At 45.2% G+C, this 22,642-nt stretch carries 10 protein-coding genes; 1 reads left to right on the forward strand and 9 read right to left on the reverse strand.

All coding sequences use genetic code 11. The features are described from left to right. Positions 1–14: 14 nt before the first annotated feature. The 8 genes from FE394_RS05775 to FE394_RS05810 form a co-directional block, all read right to left on the reverse strand. Positions 15–1,805 carry a phosphopantetheine-binding protein gene (locus tag FE394_RS05775; protein ID WP_319925452.1) on the reverse strand — a complete coding sequence of 597 codons (1,791 nt, stop codon included), beginning with the start codon at positions 1,803–1,805 and terminating at the stop codon, positions 15–17. A gap of 23 nt (positions 1,806–1,828) precedes the next feature. Beyond that, positions 1,829–11,965, reverse strand: a complete 10,137-nt coding sequence (locus FE394_RS05780) for an SDR family NAD(P)-dependent oxidoreductase (protein WP_319925453.1) — start codon at positions 11,963–11,965, stop codon at positions 1,829–1,831. Between the two features lie 252 nt (positions 11,966–12,217). Beyond that, positions 12,218–13,093 carry an ACP S-malonyltransferase gene (fabD, locus tag FE394_RS05785; RefSeq protein ID WP_319925454.1) on the reverse strand — a complete coding sequence of 292 codons (876 nt, stop codon included), beginning with the start codon at positions 13,091–13,093 and terminating at the stop codon, positions 12,218–12,220. Positions 13,094–13,110: 17 nt separating this feature from the next. Beyond that, positions 13,111–13,527: a DUF1801 domain-containing protein gene (locus FE394_RS05790; protein ID WP_319925455.1), complete on the reverse strand. Its 417-nt coding sequence runs from the start codon at positions 13,525–13,527 to the stop codon at positions 13,111–13,113. A 172-nt stretch (positions 13,528–13,699) separates the two neighbouring features. Beyond that, a complete protein-coding gene (locus FE394_RS05795; protein ID WP_319925456.1) occupies positions 13,700–14,767 on the reverse strand; it encodes a cupin-like domain-containing protein in 1,068 nt (355 codons plus the stop codon). Then, positions 14,764–15,018, reverse strand: a complete 255-nt coding sequence (locus FE394_RS05800; protein ID WP_319925457.1) for an acyl carrier protein — start codon at positions 15,016–15,018, stop codon at positions 14,764–14,766. The genes FE394_RS05795 and FE394_RS05800 overlap by 4 nt, the downstream gene beginning before the upstream one ends. Before the next feature lies 1 nt (position 15,019). Next, positions 15,020–15,283: a hypothetical protein gene (locus tag FE394_RS05805; RefSeq protein ID WP_319925458.1), complete on the reverse strand. Its 264-nt coding sequence runs from the start codon at positions 15,281–15,283 to the stop codon at positions 15,020–15,022. A gap of 54 nt (positions 15,284–15,337) precedes the next feature. Beyond that, a complete protein-coding gene (locus FE394_RS05810) occupies positions 15,338–20,473 on the reverse strand; it encodes an SDR family NAD(P)-dependent oxidoreductase (protein WP_319925459.1) in 5,136 nt (1,711 codons plus the stop codon). A gap of 945 nt (positions 20,474–21,418) precedes the next feature. On the opposite strand from FE394_RS05810, the gene FE394_RS05815 reads away from it, so the two are divergent. Continuing rightward, positions 21,419–22,072 (forward strand): Crp/Fnr family transcriptional regulator, encoded by a 654-nt coding sequence (locus tag FE394_RS05815; RefSeq protein WP_319925460.1) that lies wholly within the window; start codon positions 21,419–21,421, stop codon positions 22,070–22,072. A 156-nt stretch (positions 22,073–22,228) separates the two neighbouring features. On the opposite strand, the gene FE394_RS05820 is transcribed toward FE394_RS05815, so the two are convergent. Next, positions 22,229–22,642: conjugal transfer protein TraG N-terminal domain-containing protein (locus tag FE394_RS05820; RefSeq protein WP_319925461.1), on the reverse strand; the 414-nt coding region annotated here is incomplete at its 5' end.

Genomic DNA, 22,642 nt, shown 5'->3' on the forward strand with positions numbered 1-22,642 from the left:
CATCCATCACATAATTATATGAATAATTGCGGTTTTTCCTGTCTTACTTTGCTGTCTTTCAAGTAAGGCAGCCGCACCTGCTGTTCGGTTGATTTCAATTGCATGAGTTTCTGAAATATCAACGCGGTCTGCTGTTGGCGATCTTCAGGGCGGGCATGTGTTGCTATCTGCCTGAGAAAATCGAAGTATTCTTTGTCAATGGCGATATCCTCCTGCCAAAGCTCACGGGCAACGTGACCGCTGTTTTTCCCATCGATCTCATCAAGCAGGAAGAAAGAGGTAATGCGGCTTCTGGCCTGTTCAACAACCCCGCTCAAAAACTTGAGGGCGTCTACTGCGCCAATATTCGATTCCATGAAGGTGTCATAAATCGTCTGGGTTTTTACAAAGCCACGGACATGGGTTTCGTAATATTCACCATATATTTCAGGTGATTGGATGATTTTTGATGCAATGGAGGACATAAAGGTTGCGATACTTAAATTAGAGCCGGAAGTAAACCACGTACTGATCCCGCTTCCGCCCACCAGCGCCCAGTTCTTTCCACTGAATCGCTCATGCGTGAAATGCTGTGTCGGCAGGCTGACGATTTCCCGCCGGCAGGTGAAATGTTTTGAATAATCGGTTCCCCGCCTCTTATAGGCTTTTGTCAGCAAGGCAATAATTTCTTCCGCCGTGCGATCCCGAATATCTTCAGGCAACATACTGATGCCAACGGAGACATAACTGCCCATGGGTATCAACCAAGAAACCCCCTTTAACTGATCAAACTCTTCATCCGCACTCAATAAAGATGTTGCGTGAAGCCAAGGAAGTGAGTCTGCATCACACAGTGTGCTTCCCGCTTTTTGATAATAATGGGTAAAAATCACTTGCCTGCGACTGTCGAGCTCAGTGTATGTAAGTCCGATTTTGCGGCCCAATAGGCGAATGTGGTTGGTACAATCCCAGACATAAGAGGGGTGAATAATCTGCCCGTCTGAGAGGTGGAGCAACTCCACCCTGTCACTCTCCCCTGCATATTCAATATGTTCGACGAAGGCTTCAACCCAAGTGCATTCCGGCGCGGCAATCACTTCATCATAAAGGGCCTTATCAAACCCCAGTCTGTCAATGTGAATGAAGTGCTTCGGCATATCTTCTTCCATGAAAAGGGAGGCCAGAGATTCGAAAAAATGGAATCGCAATCCAGCAACCAGCTCTCCCATATAAAACGGGGTGAACTCTTTGGAATAGAAATAGCGGGACAACGCTTTAAAGCGCCGGGCAAATTCAAGGCTCACCACTTCTGTCATGGATTCACCCAATTTGGGGGTATCACCAATTTCTGGTTTGCCTACGATGAGATGAGGGATCTTATCCTGAGCAAGCTGGTGGCTGATTAGCATACCGGCTATGCCGCCACCAATGATGACAGGAAGGTGCTGTTTGATGTCCCGTCCCATGCCTGCCATGTAAGCGTCATGCTCCATATTTTCAGCACAGCCAGCCCTCCGGCCGGCGTTTTCATCTGCTTTCTCCGTTAACTCAACTGGGGTTGAGGCCGCCCGCCATTGCGCAACGGCTGTCGCCTGATAATCAATCAGGTAGTCCGCAAATTTCTCCAGCGTTGTGAACTCAAACAAAACTCCGGGGTGGATTTCTGCATCCAGAACAGCGGAGATCTTATCCGTAAAGATGACCAGTGATTTAGAATCAAATCCCAGCTCCTGAATATGTACATCAGTGCGAATATCACCGCTTTGTTGCAAGACTGCTTTCGCTATGGTTTTCAGTGATTCCAGTAACATGTTTTTCTCATTCATCTCTCTATTCCTTTTTCAATGCACTACTCTGCAAAAAACCAATATTTCTGTTCATCAAACGGATAACCGGGAATATCAACGTATACCCCCTGATCACGGGCAAACCCTTGCCAATCTATGCAAGCGCCAGCAACCCAATCGTCTGCCAGTTGTTTCAACACCGGTAATGCGGTGGAAAATTCCACGTACTTTTTGGGAGGACGACTTTTGGGAGAAACTTCACCCACCGCACTCACACCCTCTATTGCTGCCCCCTTTTTCTCCGTGAGGATCCATTCCAGCGTCGTGATAAGTTTTTCTAAATCATTAACGATGATGGCTACGCGGAATGGCATATCCGAGCGGCCGGTCTGGGCGCTGTATGCAAAGTGCCTTAGCGTCAGTGCGTCATCAGTGCGGGATAATTTTTGCTGACGCACATAATCCAGCCACTGATTCAGATAAACATTTAAGGTTTCTGGGGATTTCGCCGAGACAGGAATTAAAAAGTATTCGTCCCCTTGGGAAGGAACCGACGAGCCTGACGGATACGGATAGGACTCTTCCAGAATGACGTGCGCATTTACCCCCGTGATCCCGATGGAATTCAATCCGGCGCGTCTTGGCTCGGTTGTGCCTGACTCCACGTGTTGCCAAGGAACTGGCTCACGCGGCAAAAATAAGGGCGTATTTTCAATAAAAATCGACGGGTGCAATTGAGAGAAAGAAGCAATGGGCGGGATGACACCATGTTTCATTGCCAATATCACTTTAATCAGGGATGCCATACCCGAAGCGGCTTCCAAATGACCAATGTTGCCTTTCACCGCACTGATGACACAACGGTGTGACACCGCCTTATGGGTTGAAAAAACCTTTTTGAATGCAGCAAGTTCACTGATGTCATTAAATTGGGTCGCAGAGCCGTGGGCTTCAATATAGTCAACAGAATGGGGATCGATACCCGCTGACTGATAGGTATTTCTGATGTTCTCTTCTTGCTTTTCAATACTCGGTGCCATTGACGAGAAAGCGTTCCGGCCGTTGTGGGAAATACCCACCCCCCTGATGATTGCCCGAACAGGATCATGGGCAAGGCGGGCCTGCTCCAGGGGCTTAATCATGACAGCGCCTACGCCCTCGCCCCGAATATAACCATCGGCCATGTGGTCAAAAGGTGCCATTTTGCCGGACTGGCTGAGAATGCCGCCCTGATCCCGAATATAAAACTCCATAAAATCAAGGATGACTTTCACTCCCGCAACAATGGCGACGTCACAATCTCCCTGTAAAATTGCCTGTCGGGCTTTTTGCAAAGCGACAAACACACTGGCGCAGGCGTTATCGACAACTTCACTGGGTCCCGTAAAGTTGAAGAAATAAGAGATCTGATTCACCATCATGCCCAGACTGAGGCCAGCTTGTAATCCGCCACATTCTTCGACATGGTTGATCAGAGAATGATCCTTGATCAGGGATTTGTAGTCGGTGGAGTCAACAGCAACAAATAATCCGACCTTGCGCTGCGTGAGGTCTTCCAGATCATAGCCCCCATGCTCAATGCATCGCCAGATACACTGCATCAACAGGCGTTGCTGTGGATCCATTTGTTTTGCTGTTTCTGCATCAATACCCCAGAATTTGGCATCAAACTGGTCGATATCCTGCAAAAAGCCGGAGGATTGCATACGCCTTACCGCCTCTTCCTTAGCGGACGGTGTGATAATGTGACGCCGTTTCCACGCTTCCGGCGTGATGCCCTGAATAGAAATGGTTTTCTGCACGATGTTCTGCCAGTATTCTTCCGCATTCTTGGCACCGGGAAACATACAGTCATATCCCACAATGGCAAACGGGGTTAACGTGGCAGAAATGGGCATTGCCGGTGAGGGTGTGGCAGAAGAGGTTAAAGGGGATTGCTGTGGCAAAAGCTGAGCCAGATGTTCTGTCACACGGTTCAGCGTGTTGAACTCTAACAAGTTCGCCTGCGACAACGTAACCTCAAAACGGGCGTTAATGTACTCCGCCAATTCAATCAACCCGACAGAATCCATGCCATAGTCACCAAACTGCCGGTGGATATCGATCGCCTCACCGCGCATCCCCAAGAGTTCAGCGAGTTTATCGGCAACAATGTCCGCAATGGCTTTCACCGATTCTGCTTTATGCTGGGTTAGTTCACTATCCACTTCATGGGATAATGCGTGTTTTTCCGGTTCTGGCAGAAGTGCATCAGATGAAGAATCAACAGTGGATCCCAGATAATCTGCGATCTTTTGAGCGTCCCCCTTCATCACGCCAAATTGAGAGAAAGGTGAACGAAGTGCGATTTCCAGTGTTTCCAGTGCAGTTTTTGTGTCCAGAGGCACAATCCCAAAGGTATCAAACATCTGCTTTTGACCCCTTTGGGTCACGTTCATGCCGCCTTCCTGCCAAAGCGGCCAGTTAATTGACAGGCTTTTTCCGCTTCTTTTATTTTTCCGAACCCACTCCTCACGATACTCCGCAAAATTATCCAGAAAGGCGTTTGCCGCCGCGTAATCTATCTGACCGATATTCCCCAGAGAGGCCAGTGAAGAGAACATGACAAAAAACGCCAGAGGTTCATATTGAGTCACATCATCAATCAGACAGGCCGCCGAGGCTTTCGTGGCGATCACCCGCTCAATCTCTTCCCCGGTTTTATTGATAATCAGCGCATCGTGGATCACCCCGGCACAATGAATGACGCCGTGCAAGGCACCAAAACGCTGGCGGATCTGCATCAGGGTTTTTTCCAGTGCCTCACGGTTGCTGACATCGCACTGCATATATTCTGCTTTTATGCCGCGCTTTCTCAGCATATTCAGTCGGGCTTCTTTATCGGCATCAATCGCAGCACGCCCTGACAGCACAAGGGATGCCCCTGTTTTTGCCCCGATATACTGTGCAATCTGGTATCCCAATCCGCCCAGGCCCCCCGTGATCCACACCACTCGGCATTCACGATGAAACCATTCACGATGAAACAAGGAGGGAAGATTCATTAAGGATGCCGGCTCTACCACTTTTGGACGCCAGACAAAACGATCTCCCTCTTTCTGATAGAGCACGGCACTCGCTTTATCTTTGTTTGACAAAACGGAGTTTAAAGAAAGGAGTTCTTTTTCAGCATGTCGGCAGAAAGTTTCGCTGTCTGCACTTTCCATTTCGCTGTCTGCGCTTTCCAATGCGGCATCCAGAATCAGCTTCGTCTGTACCGAAGGAAACTCCATACTGATCGTTCGCAGTGCCCCCAGCAAAGCGCGGTAAGGCAAGCCGCGCTCTTTCCACGGCGCAAAAACCGCTATCCGCGATGGCAATGTTTGACCGGAGCGAATTCGCTGCTGACAATAATCAACCAATCGCAGAACAAGATCCGACAAAGCAGCGGAATACGAGCTATCTGTATGTGTCCCGTTTTCAGCATGAAGATAATGGATGTTTTCCACACCCGATAACGAGGCCAACTCAGTCAATGAAGCTGTATCCAGATGCCCAATGACAAATACGTCCGTGTCACCCGATGCCGCTGCGCCTGATGTCCCTTGGCGGATATCACACCGCTCCCAGCCTAAGGTATAGAACACCACCGAATCGGTATCTTCCGTTGATTCTGAGAACGTCTCAGCTTGAACTTCAGACGCTGGTATCCAGTATCTTTCTCGGGCAAAAGGATAAGTCGGTAAACTTAAGCGGTTTGGCCGTCTGGGAAGAGATTGATAATACGACGGCCAATCAATGTCATGCCCTTGGATCCAGGCATCCGCGATCTGTCTTAACTGCGCATAGTCTTCTTCATGCCTGCCCTTTCCGGCATAAACGGGAATTATGGATTGTCTGGCGTATTTAAATTTGTCTACCCGTCCCATCCAGCCATGTTTTGGCAGTAAACAAGACAGCGAGAATCCTTTTAGGTCATCAATCAGGGCAGACAGGGAATCCACAATAAAGACAACCCGTTCCTCCATCTCTTCCCGCCCTGTCTGCAAGGTATAGGCAATACTGTGCAAGTACGCCGCCTCGGCGGTTTCCGGATGCCATTTTGCCTGCTCCCTGACATACTGTGATAGGGATTGTGCTAATTCACGATGCTGTTCATGCGTTTTTGCGGAGAGTGGTATCACCGCCCATTTTGGCCAATCGTCATTATAGGTGGGATGCAATCCGTTATCCTGAATGTATTCTTGGACAATCAGGTGCGCATTTGTTCCTCCAGCACCGAATGATGAAATGCCTGCCGTTCTGGGGTGTTCCGATGGGTTTATCTGCTGCCCATGCCCGCCTTGCGATATTTCACCCAACAGCGGCCTTTTCCAGTCGGTGAGTTCGCGCTGTACATAAAACGGGGTGGCGTCAAAATTGATGTTGGCGTTGAGTTCACGGCTGTGCAAAGAAGGCACTAACTGCCCGTGCTTAATTTGCATGAGGACTTTGGCAACCCCTGCAATACCTGCCGCACTTTCACAGTGACCAATATTGGATTTTACCGATCCGATTGCACAAAATGCGTTCTCTTGTGTACCATCCTTTGGCAAGTCATTCTGTTGCAAATACGGCTGGAATGCCCGGTTAAGGCCGGATACCTCAATGGGATCGCCAAGTGACGTTCCTGTGCCATGCGCTTCAATATAGCTGACGGCTCGCGGGTGCACGTTAGCGGACCGGATTGCCTGAGAAATGACTTCGGCTTGCGCGATCGGATTAGGCACTGTGTAGCCGTTGGTTTTGCCGCCGTGGTTGACCGCTATTCCCTTGATAACCCCATAAATATGATCGCCATCCTCAATGGCTTTCGCCAAAGGTTTCAATAAAACAGCCCCCACTCCTTCCGCCGGAACATATCCCGTTCCTCCCTCACCAAAGCTCTGGCACCGTCCTTCATCAGATAAAAACTTCGACTGACCGAGGATCAAATACTTATTGGGATGAATTGAAACATTAACTCCGCCCGCAAGGGCCATTTCAATGTCACCCTGTCTGAGAGCCTGACAGGCAAGGTAAATTGACGTCAGTGAGGAAGAGCACATGGTATCGACGGCAAGGCTGGGACCGTTGATATTAAAGAAATGCGATACCCGGTTTGCTATTGAGCCAAAACTGCCGGTCACGATGGATTGTTCAAGAACTTGTCCTTTTGCCAATGCTTCTATGCTGTAAAACTCATATTCCCCATACATGACACCAACATACACGCCCATCTTTTTAGGCAACCGTGTCCAGTCACGGGAACCTAATGCCCTGTGGCTATATCCCGCATCCTCAATGGTTTCGTAGGCGCATTGTAAAAATAATCGCTCCTGCGGACTCATTACGCGGGCATCCCGAGGCGATAGGTTAAAAAACAGCGGATCGAATTCATCAACACCATCAATGAATCCTCCCCATTTGCCGTAGGTTTTGCCTCGCTTGGTTTTATCCGTGTCAAAATAGCGGGCGTGATCCCAGCGCTCAAACGGGATCTCGGTAATACAGTCCTGCCCTTCCCTCAAGAGTTTCCAAAAGTCACGCATGTTCCTTGCTTTGGGAAAACGCCCAGCTAAACCGACAATAGCAATGTCACCTGCATCTGTTGTGGTATTTGTGGTATTGCCCTTCTCATTCACCGGAGAATTCGCCGGAAAGAAAGCAAGTTGTTTGGTTCTATCGGCAACCTGTTGCACTGGCAGGCGGGAGTCCGATTGCGTTGGTTCCGGTTGGATATTTTGTTGCTCGTTGTGACCCCACCCCGCTAAAACAGGGTGATGATGCTCAACAAAATAAGCCGCCAGTTCCCGAATGGTGAGATATTCAAAAAACAGGGTTTTGGGAAGTACCCCGAAATACTGTTCCAGTGCTTCCGTCATACGGATGGAAAGAATGGAATCTATTCCATATTGCTCCATGCTGGCTTCTGCATCAATTTCGGCCAAAGGCAGGCTGACCGCTTTGCACACAACCCGTTTGATCACATCCACCGCCGTAGCTTCAAGGGCGGGCGAGGCTTGCATTTTCCCTTGCGTTGGCGGAGCCACCGGCACGGAAATTGGATTGATATTATTTTTTGGATTTGATGAAGATGATGAAGATGATGAAGATAGCGGTTCATAATACGGGCGAACGCCCAGCATTTCTGTTCTGAAACGTTCTATTGCGCCCCCTTCCATCAGCATTAATTCACCACTGAATTTCTCATGCAGAGCCTGATACAAGGCGCGAAGTGCCATATGGCTGATGAGCGCCTCCCCATCCACAGCGTTATGTTGGGGAAGGATCAAGGAAAGTGTTTGTCGTTGACGCTGTGCTGACGCATAACGCGGCTGCCCGCCACGCGCAAAATTGTTCACCGCCGCACAATAAGCTGAGAACATGGGTTGGCCCGCGTGCCCCAATACCCCATCCCTGCAAGTCATTACCGCAAAGAAATCAAGTGGCAGGCCATGAGTGGCCTTTTCCAGCTGTGACAGGCCCTGATAACGTTCAAGTACTGAATTTACCGTTTCTTCCTCTACGCGCTGCGAAGTCACAGCGAAGCGTTTACCTACACAGAAAAATACGCCCCGCAGTGCGCCAAAATTTTGCTCAATTCTGCTGATGAAGGCTGCCAATGCAGATGCATCAAGCGTTATTGTCCCGCCGTCAGTGGTCGCCGTTTTGGACGCTCTCGTGATCTGGTATTGATGCTTTTCAGATGTGCTTGAGGCACTTTCTTCCGAGGCAATTTCTTTCAAAACAATGGCAATGGCTGAGTCTGTCTGCGCGGTGATATCGCTGGCAATAAAGCGCCCCATACCGCCATCTTCATCAACAATGAGATAAACTGCCTGTTCTTTCCAAGGGGATGTTAAAGTCTCTGACTGACTTTCAGATGACTTGTTTTCAGGTGACTTGTTTTCAGGTGACCAGGCAGTCCAATGAGGAATCCAACGCTCTCCGGATTGCCACAGTATGGCGTCATGTTTTATCTGTGAGGTTTCTCTTGACAGTTTTTCCACCAGCCCTTCTGCATCATCACAATAAATCGTCTGACTCAACAAATTGGCATTGCCCTGATAGGCGGTTTTTAATAGCGCTGTCACCATGGCATATTCTGGTAATACCTCTGCTTCCGGTAATACAAGCTGAATCAGAATAGGGGTTGCGGGAGGAGAGCTAATCAGGCTGTTAATTTTTTGGCACAGTGTTATGACGTTTTGCTGCCTCCCTAACAGACCTTCATCACGGTGAGGTTTTGGCAACACAATATACTCACAGGTGCCCGTATCAGAAGTGAACGGCGCATGTTGAAGGTTCTCCAGTTCACACAAGAACACAATGCGTTTTGTAAAAGGCCGCAAGGGTATGTCGGAAGGCAACGCCTGACTTTTCCACTGAGGCTGCAATAAGTAAGGTTCAACCTCTGCGGGTTGGGCCGATTGCGCTCCAAGCCCACGACAGCTAAAACCTTTAAAGCGAATACATACCTTGCCGTTGATATCACAACAATCGACATCTACTTTTGGGAAGGGATCTGAGGCACTGCTGTCAGCGCTGTAACTGATCCATGCCCAGTGCAATTGGGCGCTTTCGTCATGGAATTCGATTTCATCAAGGGCAAAGGGAATTAAGCACTTAGGTGGAATGGGCCTGTCGAGATCGCCAAAACGCATCAATAGCCCAACGGATGAAAGGAGAGCGCCATCCATCAAGCAAGGGTGCAAAACAAACTGCTCTCTGGTCGGCTCCAGAGATGGGGGCAGCGACAGTTTTGCCAAGATGTGATCCATCCCCACATAAAGCTCTTCAATGCCCTGATAGTCCGGCGCCATATACAAGCCAAGCGCATGGTACATTTCATAGTACCGTTTAGGGGAATACGCGTTTTGCCGGTATCGGGATTTCAGGTTGTCAATGTCATAGACAGGGGGAGGTGTGAGCGCCCTGCGTACAGCGACACCGGAATTATGGATGATTTCCTCTTCTGCGCGGCTGTATAATTGATACCCCGCTTCCCCCTTCCCATGATTGATAAAACGAATATGGGTCGTCTGAGGCTTATCAATTACACCGATAATCTGCGCCCAGACAACATTTTTCAACGTAAGCCCTGTATTGTCCCGCTCTGCTGATAAATCCCGCAGTTTTGATCCAAATGAATGGTGTGCGGCAACGCGGGCCAGCTCTAAATGCCCCACTCCCGGCAACACGCGGATGCCATGAATCACATGGCCTTTCAGGCAGAATTCTTCACCAGAAAATGTTGTGCTAAAACGTTGTTCCGCAAAATCAGAAGTGTTTTGGTGGACAAATGGATGAATGAACGGACGGGTATCTTCCTGAAGCGATATTTCCGGAGACGAAGGCTGGCTGACTTCACCTTGGGGTATCCAATAGCTTTCTTTGGCAAACGGGTAAGCCGGTAAAGGAATGGCGCGCCATTCAGCACTATCCCAAGACTCCCAATACTGCATCCAGTCAATATCAGCCCCTGCGACCCAACTTTGTGCAACAACCTCTAATGGCGCGGTCTGAATCCCATGGTTGATCACCGCTTCCAGTTCTGCACACTGTGCCGCAACAGCCTCCCCGCGTGTGTTCTGTGCCCGTGTTCCCAAATATATTGCCGGATGTTCTATTTCCGGATATTCGATAAATGCCTTTAATACGCCCTGTAGTTGTTCCATTGACGACACTATCGTTGCCCAACGATGTGTGAATGCTTCTCTTCCTGTGCTCAGCGTCCAAGCAAGATCGTACAGAGTGAAATTCTGGGCAAAATCCGGCTCATTCACGGCTTCATACAGGTTGATTGCCTGTTGGCGGAGCTGTGCATGACTCTTTGCGGACAGGCACACCACTACCGGCGTCTCTGTTGCGGTTTCCCCAAGGGGATTGATATCGACGGCAGGTTTGTTATCCGCTTCCCGCAGGATGATAGCCGCATTCACATTGCTGAACCCATAACTGCTGAAAAAGATATGTCGAGGGGTATTTTCCTGAGATTTTGACCAATTCACCGTTTCTGTCAGGAAATGAATTCCCTTGGTATCTGCCGGAATACCTGTATTCAATCCGGTTTTGCCCAATCCGCGGATGAGGGGGATTTGGTTAAACCTGAAAGCCAGAAGTCCCTTAATGATGGCGTAAAACCCTGAGCTTGCATGGTTATGGCCAATATTGGGTTTTACCGTACTCACATAGCAGGGCGAAACCTCCTGCGAACGGCCAAAAACATCCACCAACGCATTCGCCTCAATCGCATCTCCCATTTGAGAAGCAACGCCGTGCGCTTCCACATATTGAATCTGCTCAGGCAAAAGATCCGCCCGTTTTAATACCGTTTGAAACAGCCTGACTTGCTGCTCTTGATTTGGTTGGGCAAATGAATTGGTTTTACCGCCTGAATTATGGCCCGTGGCTTGTACCACACCATAAACATGGTGATGCCGGTTCAATGCCTCGTTGTTTTTTTGCAAAAGTAAAGCGGCGCATCCTTCTGAGGTTCGGTATCCAGAAGCCTTCTCTGAAAAACTGTGAATGCCCTCCGCGCTGGTTTCAAAGGGAGTTGCGGTCGTTTCTCCCTTTTTCCAAGGGTTCAAAAACAGTGAAACCCCGCCCACAATAGCGTAATCACAATCACCGGACTCAAGTGCCTGACATGCCGTATCCAAAGCAACAAACGCGCTTGAACAGGTTGTATCTACAACAATTGATGGCCCAGTGAAGTTGAAAAAGAAAGAGACCCTATTTGCCAAAAAACAAGGATCGTTTCCCGGAACAATAAACTCCTGACTTCCCCGATGTTCATCAGGAATTCTGTTTACGTAAGCGTCTAAATACCAGCCATCCTGCGCAACAAAAACGCCTACCTTCTTGCCTGACAGCGTTGAAGGCGGTAACCCTGCATCTTCAAGCAGTTGCCAACATGTTTGCAGAAATAATCTCTGTCTGGGGTCAGCAAACATAATTGCAGAGCCTGAAAGGGGAAAGATATATCTGTCGAACGTGTCAATATCTTCGATAAACATGCCGCGTATCTTTTCCCTGTGCCCCCATTTAACCGGCGTTTGACAATTATTAAGTTGATAGCGTTTTTCCCCGATCACATCAATCAAAGATCCGCCCTTAATCAATGTTTGCCAATAACGAGATAATGACACGCCGCCACCGAAATGTGCGGCGACGCCGATAATAGAATACTCCATCAATAACACTCCTATTTTTATATACCCCGGCTTTCAAATTGCCAATTTATTGGTGGTACTTTGAAATTCATCGGATATATTCTGGCAAGCAATAACAATGATTTATTTCAAAGAAATAAATGCAATCTTTGAATGATAATAAAATGAATATATAGACAAACTCGATTATTAAATAATAAGGTAGCGGTGATAAACTTTTAACTTGTTATCACAAATATTATCAAACTCCCATTTATTTAAATAATGACGACGTTATTTCATCAATGTAATACGCTCACCTAATATTTGTTTAGCCAGCGGGCCAACAACATTTTTTGGCCCATATTCAAAACCAATAATATTTTTATCTGCCGGTAATTTCTCTATACATTGTTGCCAGCGCACGGGGGACGATAATTGCTTGACCAATAAATCGATTAATTGATCACGATTATCCAATGGATAAAAATCAGCGGTTACATTAGATAATACGGGGGCGTTCAATGGGTAGATATGACTATTTTCAAGGAATTGTTTGAATCTTCCTGAAATACTTGCCATTCTTTTCGAGTGGAAAGCACCCTTAACCTGCAAAGGATGATAAACGCCTTTCGCCTTTAATACACTCTCTTTAAATTGAGACAATTCAACTTTATCACCCGAAATAACAAATTGTTTTGGCGAATTAAAATTGGCTATGGTTACGTCACTGAAATTGGACGCTGATAATAAATCCTCCACCTGTTCTCGTTTCAGCCCAATAACAGCTGCCATCGCACCCTCAGAACAAAGCGCCATGCATCGCCCCCGCTCCTGAACGATAGATAAGGCCGTTTCGAAACTGAACGCGCCGGCTGCAAACAACGCGCAATATTCTCCCAGACTGTGGCCCACAAATATTTCAGCCCTTATGCCCTGTTTTTCCAAACTTTCTAAGTAATCAAGAATGTTAATGACAAACAGAGCGGGTTGCGTCACTTCCGTTCTGTCAAGAATATCGGTTTCACTTTTACACACTTCAGCGAGTGAATACCCCAATACCTGTTGTGCCATTCTCATATGATATTGGTACTTATCGAACAGATCCCGCCCCATGCCTTGAAACTGGGCGCCCTGTCCGGGAAACATTGCGACAGTACATGTTTTCATCGTTAACATCCCGTTTGCTAAATGAAATTGTTATCTCTTTTTCTCAACTTATATGTGAGTGCCATCTCAATACATAGACTCAACTCATCTATTGGCAAATCAGCCTTTGGATCTAAAACAACTGCCCGATTTTTTGAATAAGTCAGTTCAGGGAAAAGTGTCCTGAACGTATCAACCAATGTGGTTTGGCAATGAAAAAAGATAGCCACATGCGAATGGCCGAAACGATCTAACCGGATTGTGGTTCCCGATCCCGTTTCAAGAGTAAGGTAGCTGGGTTGTCCCCATTTTAAAGTCTCAGTAATTGAACCAACGCCTGCCGTTTTTGATGCGATATCAAATATTAATGTTCTTAACGTCAATAATATTTTTTGATACTGTTCAGGATAATGATTAAATACCGAGTAAACTTCATCATCTTTAAATTCTTTCATAAGATGGCTACCTTATCGTTAATTTGTGCATTGTGGCTATCTCCTTTGTCTTTCGCTTTGCCTTTTTGTTGGCGGTGCTTATTCACCGGAGATCAGCCTTTGGATTAAAAAAACAAACTTTATGATATTACGGTTTTTGAATTTTATCCAAAAGACATGCCACGTTTAGCAATCAATTCCCCACCCATCCCATCTCTTTATAAGAGACATATTTTTTGCGTAATTCACTGTCAGGGACAACAACATCGTTCTCCGACATTTTCTTCCCTTCCAACGTGAGCCTTTCCGCTCTTTGGGATTGCACAAATTCATATAACGGATTCTGGTGTTGGTAAGGCATTTCAATCTTCCAGCGCGAAGCAATCGCAATTGATACAGGCGGTTGATTATTAATTGCGTGCCACCACCAAGGGGGGTTAATTAACATGTCTCCCGGTTCCAGCGTAATTCTTAATTTCGGTATCCGGTTATAAAGGGGTTGATGTTCTTCTAAATATCTGACTGGTGCATTGTGCTTGACAAATGAGCCCACAAATATCCCTTTATTGAACATAGAACTATACATAGCCGCTGAATATTTGGGGTGAACAAATATCCACTCTTTACGGCCATAAATATTCAGGAAGCAATTCAGTTCATTCGCACAATGGTAAACCGCCCCTGTACCCGGTCCCCCAATGAAGAGCTGGGCAATTTTATGGTATGAGGCAAAATCACCTAAAAAGTTATCAATGCGATCAATGCCAATTTGTTGATGCAAAATGGGGTGTTTATTAAAAATATCACTTAAATTTTCAAGGTATGCCCGACTGACATCACCGTTTAATACCGCATTAATATAATCACGCAGTGATGTGCCGTTTTCTTCAAACAGTTTTTCTGTCGTCGAATACCAAAGCTGGAAATCGCCGAAGTTATCCCTGAAATATTCTGGTGTCCATAACTCACCACAAGGGAAAGAAGACGCAAATCCTTTAATGACAATGGGACGAATATCTTCAGCGTAGATCTTTGCCAGTTTCTGCCAAGTCAACTCCCCGACTTCATACGTTTCTATTGCTGAATACCCCGATTCTAAAGCGGGCAATTCAGAGGCTATACGCTGTTCAACTTGTTTCAATTCATTCTGAAACAAATCCGGCTTTAAAAATAAATTCCTGAGAAAAAAGATACGCTCATACTCCAGACGCTCTTTTTCAGGGAGATCCACATAATCATAATTTGAAGAGGATGTTGTCATGATACTTTTCCCTCAAGTACAGAATGAATAAAGTTGGCGGCTTTATTAACGCTCTGGTACGGCAGAATTTCCTGTACCGAGAGTCTCATAAGAAATCGTTTATTGATGTTGGCGACGATCTTTTCCAACGTTATTGACTCCAAACCATAACTTGAAAATAACGTATTTTGGTCTAACTCATCCGGTGTCATATACATCGCCGTCATGATTTCTTTGCCAAGAAAATCTTTAATTTCTTCTAACTTATCCATATCAGCATTTCCCCTCCGGAAGTTGAGATATGATTTCGTTATACAGCGGGAGTATTTCATCGGCTGATTTATCGATTCCCGCCACTGCCAGAAAGTTATTTGTCGATTGATATAGCGAAGTTAATTTTGACACTATATCGGTATTTTTCTCCTGCAAAATGCTGCCCTGCATTTTATCTTCAGAACACGATAGACCTAGCATCACAGCTTTTGCCATCATCTCTTTAAGTGCATTTATGACTGAATCTTCAACTTTACTTTCCATAACGTGTATTCTCCATCGTTATTTCTCGCGAATAATCTGTGATCCTGATGTATTTTATGACTCATTCAGCTTGGTATTTTTCTTCTTTGGTACAGCATAAAGCAGTGAAGAATGATCAAACGGGTATTTCGGCCAGAAACTCCGTTTCTCCACGGAAAAGGCTGTTTCTTTATCGTCTCCTTTTTTCTCTAACCACATGCGCAATGTTTCTGGCAAGGTTGCCAGCATGACGTCATTACCCTGACCGCCCACAGACGTCTGTAATCCCTCAACGGCGTGCCCGGCCAAAAATGCCTCCAATTTACTGAGCAGTTCTTCATAACTGCTGACGTTTACCGCTAAACGAACATCTAAATGCTTGCGATAAAAACGCAATGTCGATATCAGCTGAGATAACGGTGTGATATGGCGATATTGGTGAATCTGTTCTATTACCGAAGCAACATACCGTTTTAGTGATTCAACATTATTGGCTGAAAGACAGAACCCATATTTTTGCTCTTCAATAATGCGATCTTTTCTAGATTCATCAGTTTGATTGACAAAGGGTTCTAAAAGGACAAATGCAGACACTCCGCCCAATCCATATGACAGCAAACCAAGGGAGCCTGTCAGAGCATTCAATGGCTGGCTGATGCGCTTGATGCGCAGACGGTTGGTATCGATTCCTTCATTGAGTTCATGCAATCCGGCTATGCCGGGTGCCTGTTGATGTCTAATCGCCAGTATTGCCCGTACAAATCCGGCAATGCCGGAGCAGACTTCAAGGTGCCCTACATTCGACTTCATTGAACTGACCACACAAGATGCATGTTCTGACGTTGATAAAAATGTGGCAACGGCCTCTGCTTCGCTGAGGTCACCCATATGAGAAGCAATCCCATGAGCTTCAACATAGTGTAATTTTTCGACATCCGCATGTGCTCTCCGGAAAGCGGTTTCCATGACATTCACATGCGTAGAGGCATCGGGTGCAGTAAAGGAATAGCCCTGTCCTCCGTGCCAACTCGCCGCACTTTTGACTTTGACCAAAATCTCGTCGCCATCCGCAATCGCCAACTTCAGATTTTTTAACAGAATGCAGCCGACCCCTTCGCTACGAACAAATCCGTGCGCATCCTTATCAAAAGGTTTAACCATGCCATCCGCGCTCAGCAGATTTCTTTTCTGCAACGCTTTAAATCGGGATGGCAATAAGTTGATTTGCGCAGCGGCAATGACAGCTTGTTCCACGACACCTGAGTTGATTAACGCCTGGGCTTTTTCAACTGCGGAATAAACACTGGCACAAGCAACGTTAACAATCTCACTCGGCCCTTTAAAATCGAACAAATGGGATAAGCGGTTAGCCGATAAATAAGGTGTCGATGAACCAATTGAGAACTCATCGATTGATGAATCAAATTCGGTGATTAATGCGTAATCATTGGCATCAATACAGACAAATACGGCAGTGCGTTTTTGATTAAATTGTGCAGGCGAATAGCCCGCATCCGTGATTGCAGACCAGACGCTTTCTATCAAGGCCCTATGCTGGGGGTCCATCAACATAGCTTCCCGACGCGACATACCAAAGAATTTATGGTCGAACGCCAAACTGTCCTGAATAAAATATCCCTTTATCTTTTCTCTTTCGATGTCTTTGGTGAGCTCATCCGGCAATAGCTGCCAGCGCGATTCCGGATAAATTTCCGGTGCCAATACCTTTTCGCTCAACAAAGGCCAGGCATTACGCCACTGTTCAGAACCACACATGCGTAAATCAATGCCAATCACGCCAACATCCCCTTCATCAATTTCATTGTGCGATGGTGCCGGCAATTCCGGCGTCTGATGTCGGAAAACAGCTTCACGATAGGGTTGCTCAGAAGATTGACTCAGGTATTCCACCAAGGCATGTATGCTGGGGTTTTTTGCCAACACCATGTTGCTGATCGGAAATCCCATTGCCAGGCTCAGTTCCCGCGAGATCCCCCCCATTGCAATGGAATCGATGCCCATCTCAGAGAAGCGTGTTTTTAAATCAATATCCTCTGGCCGTAATCCTGTTATCTCCGTAATCACCGACAAGATGGCAGAAACCAACGGTTTTCCATCATTCAATACCGGTTTTCCATCATTCAATACTGGTTGACCAACTTGCTGGCGATTGAGCACATGATCAATTTTATTGTCCACTCCCGCCACAACACAGAGTTCTGCCGGCTGATGAATAAGTGCATGATGAAAAATCCTGATGCCATCATCGGTTAGTAGGGGTTCAGTCCTTGTTGTTTCCTGTAACATAGACAAGGCTGATTCATTGATTCTCATACCGCCATCCAACCAGTAAGGCCAGTAGATCGCGGTTGTTCGCCCAGCCCGCAGCCCTTGCGATAGTTTCTTATTACGGTTATGGGCAAACTCGACGAGGTAATGGTTAGCCGCTGCATAATCCGTTTGCCCGGGATTCCCTAACATGGCCGTTATTGAAGAGAACACAATAAATTGTTTAACAGGCAGTGAACGGGTGAGTTCATCCAACAATTCACACCCAATCACTTTGCTTTCAACAATGTTTCTGACGTGCAGTTCTGTCTTTAAAAACATGCTCCTATCATCAATGCTTCCTGCACTGTGAATGATGAGATCGATGTTTTTATACTTGGTGACTATCTGTTCAATGGCGGCGGTCAATGCCTGACGGTGACTGCAATCCGCCTGAATATACTCAATCGTTCCTTTCTCGGATATCATGCAATTTGCAGGCAGTTCATCCTTTTTCCGGCGCCCGATTATCACCACATTTGCTTCAAACGTATTTGCTAAATATTTAGCAAAGACTTGCCCCAAACCACCGGCTCCCCCACTGATCAATACCGTGGGTTTAAAACCGGAGAAGATTTCTCTGTGTTGCGCTGATTCAGCAAATGCGCTGACGTGATAGCGTAAGGCTTCTCGCGTGAGAACCTCTGATTCTGTTGCATTATTCAAGCGCCGGCAAAAAGAAGCGGATACAGGTATTTGCAATAATTTAAGGCATTGCTCTATATGACGTGACAAAGGAATATTATGGAGTTGATACCAACCACAAGGGAGCCCAAACTCTTTTTCAAGTGAGAGTGCATGTGCATACAGCGTATTTCCCCAGATGTCTTCTTGGTCAGACAGCAAGATCCAAGAATCCGGCCTTGTTGATTCAATGGCACTGATAAGTTGTTTCAGAAAACTTAAATACCAGTCAAGCCAGTCATTCGCTGATGCCTCATTCGATAATTTGGGCAGTTCAAAATAGCACTCAGGCGAAACATGTTTTTTCAATGCTGAAGATTGTTCTTCCCCTAACATAGAAAAGATAATGGGTGGCTTATTTCCTTCATGATTCAGCTCATCATAAAATGATGGAACGGGGGAAAATAATGGCTCAATTTTGCACAATGCGTTGGAGCTATGGTGTTTTTCCTGCTCGACCATTTCCTCTTTTTTCGCTTCAAGCTCATTGGGAAAATACGTGTTTTGCTGAAAAGGGTAAGGAGGAACATAAATGATTCGATGATGCTCTTCTGAAAATAAATCTTTCAGACTACCCCGCTCTCCCGTCAACCAAGCCATCACTTTTTCATTATCGGGATGTTGGCCGGCAAGGAATGCTTCAGCGGCTAATCCATTGACAAAAGCAACAATCTTTCCTAACAGTTCCTGACGAGTCTGATATGTAAAAGCGACACGATATGACAGGTTTGTTCTTCTGGCTAACGTGTAAGCGCAATCACTCACTGAAGCTGACGGTGTATTCTGAAGGAATGTCGAAATCAACAATGCATAGGCTCGCAATGCCTTATCTGAAGATGCTGAAAATGCCAATAGACGGGTCGTCGATTCAAGTTTGGAACACCTTTTATCCTGATATTCAGAAATAATTGCATGACTATTAACGCCACCGAACCCAAAACTACTCACGCCAAAGCGCCGTATCTCGCCATTTGATGGCTGCCAATCGCACTCCTCAGTGAGGATATGAAAAGGACTGTCCTCCAAAGAGATTTTTGGGTTCAATTCATTAAATTGAAACAAAGGCAACAAACGTTTCTTCTGAATGGAAAGCAGCCCTTTGATCAAGCCCACCATCCCCGAAGCCGATTCAAGGTGCCCAATATTTGCCTTGGAGCCGGATAGCACACAATAAGACGTTCCTAATGTTTCTCCGCATTCTTTGGCATGGGCACGGAATGCACGTTTCAATCCATTAACCTCAATGGGGTCTCCTTTTGGTGTTCCGGTACCATGAGATTCAATATAGGAAATTGAATTTGCAGAAATATTGGCTTTCTGAAGGGCTTTTTTTATTACATTCGCCTGAGCATAGGCGCTGGGAGAGGTGATTGTAGCCACATGGCCGCCATGATTGACTGCCACAGCATCAATGATGCCGTAGATCCGGTCATTATCTGCCAACGCCTTTTCAAGCGGTTTTATCAGGAGCATACCTGCGCCTTCTCCACGAACATAACCATCCGCTTGTTTATCAAACGTTTTACAATTTCCGGTTCGGGACAGCATCCCAGCTTGGGAAAAGGCAACAAAATAAGTGTGACTAAATAGGTAACTCACTCCCCCGACAAAAGCCGCTTCACAATCGCCAGCCTGAATAGATTGCACTGCGTAAGAAAGGGCGACCAAAGCGCTTGAACATGCCGTATCAATAGGGATACTGGGGCCTTTTAGATCCAAATAGAAAGAAATTCTATTGGGAATGAGAGTAGTATAAGTTCCGGTCGAAAGGTGCCCCTGAATATTCGTTATTGATTTTTCCAGGCGTTCCTTATAATCAAAATTACATACACCAAGAAAAACACCTATATCCGCAGATTTTACATCAGAAACGCCATAACCCGCGTCCTCTAAACATTCAACCGCTAATTCCAAAGAGATGCGCTGTTGAGGATCCATCAATTCGGCTTCACGAGGCGTGATATTAAAATAAGGGGCATCAAAACGGTCAAAATTTTCTACTAAGCCTGCCCAACGACTTGAAGATTTATTTTTCTCAAAATGTGGAGAGTAATATTTACTAACCGACCATCTGGATTCAGGAATTTCAACAATAGCAGATTTTTTTTCTTGATATAACGCCCAAAATGACTCTTGATTGTAACTTCCAGGGAAGCGGCAAGATATCCCCACAATAGCAATTTGTTTTCTGTCATACATGCACGTGTCCCTCTTCTATTTTTTACTTTTAATCATAGATCCTCCAGTTACCTATAAAAATATAAGCTCTATTCCAAAGAAAAATGCTCAAAATTAAGCATATTTAAAAATTAATTATCAATGATAAAAATAGCGTCATTAGGGGATTTTGACGTTTTGATCATGCTTTCAATAATTAACCTTAACTCTGGTTTAAGGATGTACTTTATTCAGACAACCCTGTAGGGATGACAATATCCCTAACATAAGTGGTATAATAAAAATTATTAGCAACCAATCAAAAAATATATACAACAACACATCGAAACATTATCGACTTTTTGTTGGAGGTAGCATCGTGCTTAATTCATGGTTAGAATACACTATTTCATTTCATTTTACAGGTGATTATCTTATAATTCATGGTGTTAATGTAATTTAATTCGAATTATATTTAACCGCTCCCTCAATTATTCAGGCATTTATAGTAAAAGAAAGTTGAGTTACAGAGCAATACTGACATATCTAGTTCAAATGCCAATCAAGATAGGCTCATACCCTGAACTTAATTACTTATACATCCTAAGTGAAAAGTCTAACCATTAGGAATCGCAGTACTTAAAAAAAGTTGAGGTTAATAACATGGCGCTCAATATTGAGCATCCTACCGCCAGCTTATAAGTTACGTTTATCGAAAAGTCAAATAAAGCTAATTATTTTGTATGATAACCTAAGATGATAATGAATTACTTCAACCTTTCACCGCCTCTATTTTGACATATGGAGTGAGAGCAGAATTTAAATTTTTAACAATATGAGCCACTATTTTTTCTTTTATTGGTCAAATTAAAAAATAGTCACCCACAAAAAACAGTTAATGATTTAGTTTCTATTTATCAATGGTGACGAGTGAATGTTACATTTTTTCATGAAAAATAAATTTAATTAAAGAAAGGAATTATAGTCATGAGTAATAGTGCTGACAATCTCAATAGTAGTATTATTGACTTTATTCGTAGTGACAGTTCTTCTGTAAAGAGTATAAAGTTTTACAAAAATGAATATATATATATTAGTGGAGGAAGGGGGAATTTCTATTTTATAGAAAAAGGTCATGTTAAAGTATCTTTTCAAACCGAAGATGGCAGAATATGTAACATTGGTTTTTATAAGGAAGGCGATTTTTTTGGTCAAAGTGGTCTATCTGATATTGTTATCCCTGAAACGGCGATTGCCTTAGTTGATTGCGTAGTAAAAAGAATAAATTTTTCCTCATTTTTGGAAGAAATAAGAGACAAAGAATTGCTTTATTACTTTTTTATTTATATGTCAAGTGAAATCATAGAGCACCAGAAGACAATTTCTAGTTTTGTTCTTCTTAATAGTGAGAAAAGATTAGCCTATTCTTTAATGAGGATGGCTTCAGAAATTCGAAATGACAATATATCGTCAATTAAGAATAAAATTTCTTATCAGGATCTATCTTATATGGTAGGTACAACCCGATCTCGGGTCGGATATTTTATGAATTTTTTTCTTAGGACAGGACTAATTAAAGAATCTAAAGATTATTTTCTTATTGTTGATAAAAAGAGAATTGAAGAGTTTTTAACAGAATAATAATTCTTATATTAAATTCATATTCTGGAACTTAATGATGAACCTTTTCAAGGCACTCATATGAAGTCATGCTTTTATTTATCTCTATAGTGTCTTGACAAAAGTTTCGGATAAATTCAGACCAGCTCCTCTCCCTGACATTTTCTCCCGGTTTAACTATTTTCCTTTCGACATCATCTTCTGCATCACCATCTGACCGAACATGCCGGCGGATTGCCGGACCTGCCCGACGCCCTGACTCATCATGCCGCCCACATCGCCCATCCGTACCCCGGCCCAGGCCATTGCCTCCAGCCAGACCATCGGCAACACAATAAACAACGTCCGCATCACCAGTCCCATGATTAAATCATCCGAGGTGTTCTGCATGTCCGCCAGATTAAACAGACTGTGGGTGTCTGAGCCGTACAGGGCATCCAGCAGATGACTGTCCAGCCAGCGCGCCAGCTCCCACCAGAAGGTCAGGAAATTCAGGGCAAAAATCGCAAACGTCAGGGTGAACACAGTTTTAAACTCATGAGTTTGTCCCCAGCGGCTGTCGTCAATCACCCGCACATTATGAGCACGGTC

Origin of the sequence: Xenorhabdus littoralis, assembly GCF_033949345.1 — a bacterium.
In the GTDB taxonomy this organism is placed as follows: domain Bacteria; phylum Pseudomonadota; class Gammaproteobacteria; order Enterobacterales; family Enterobacteriaceae; genus Xenorhabdus; species Xenorhabdus littoralis.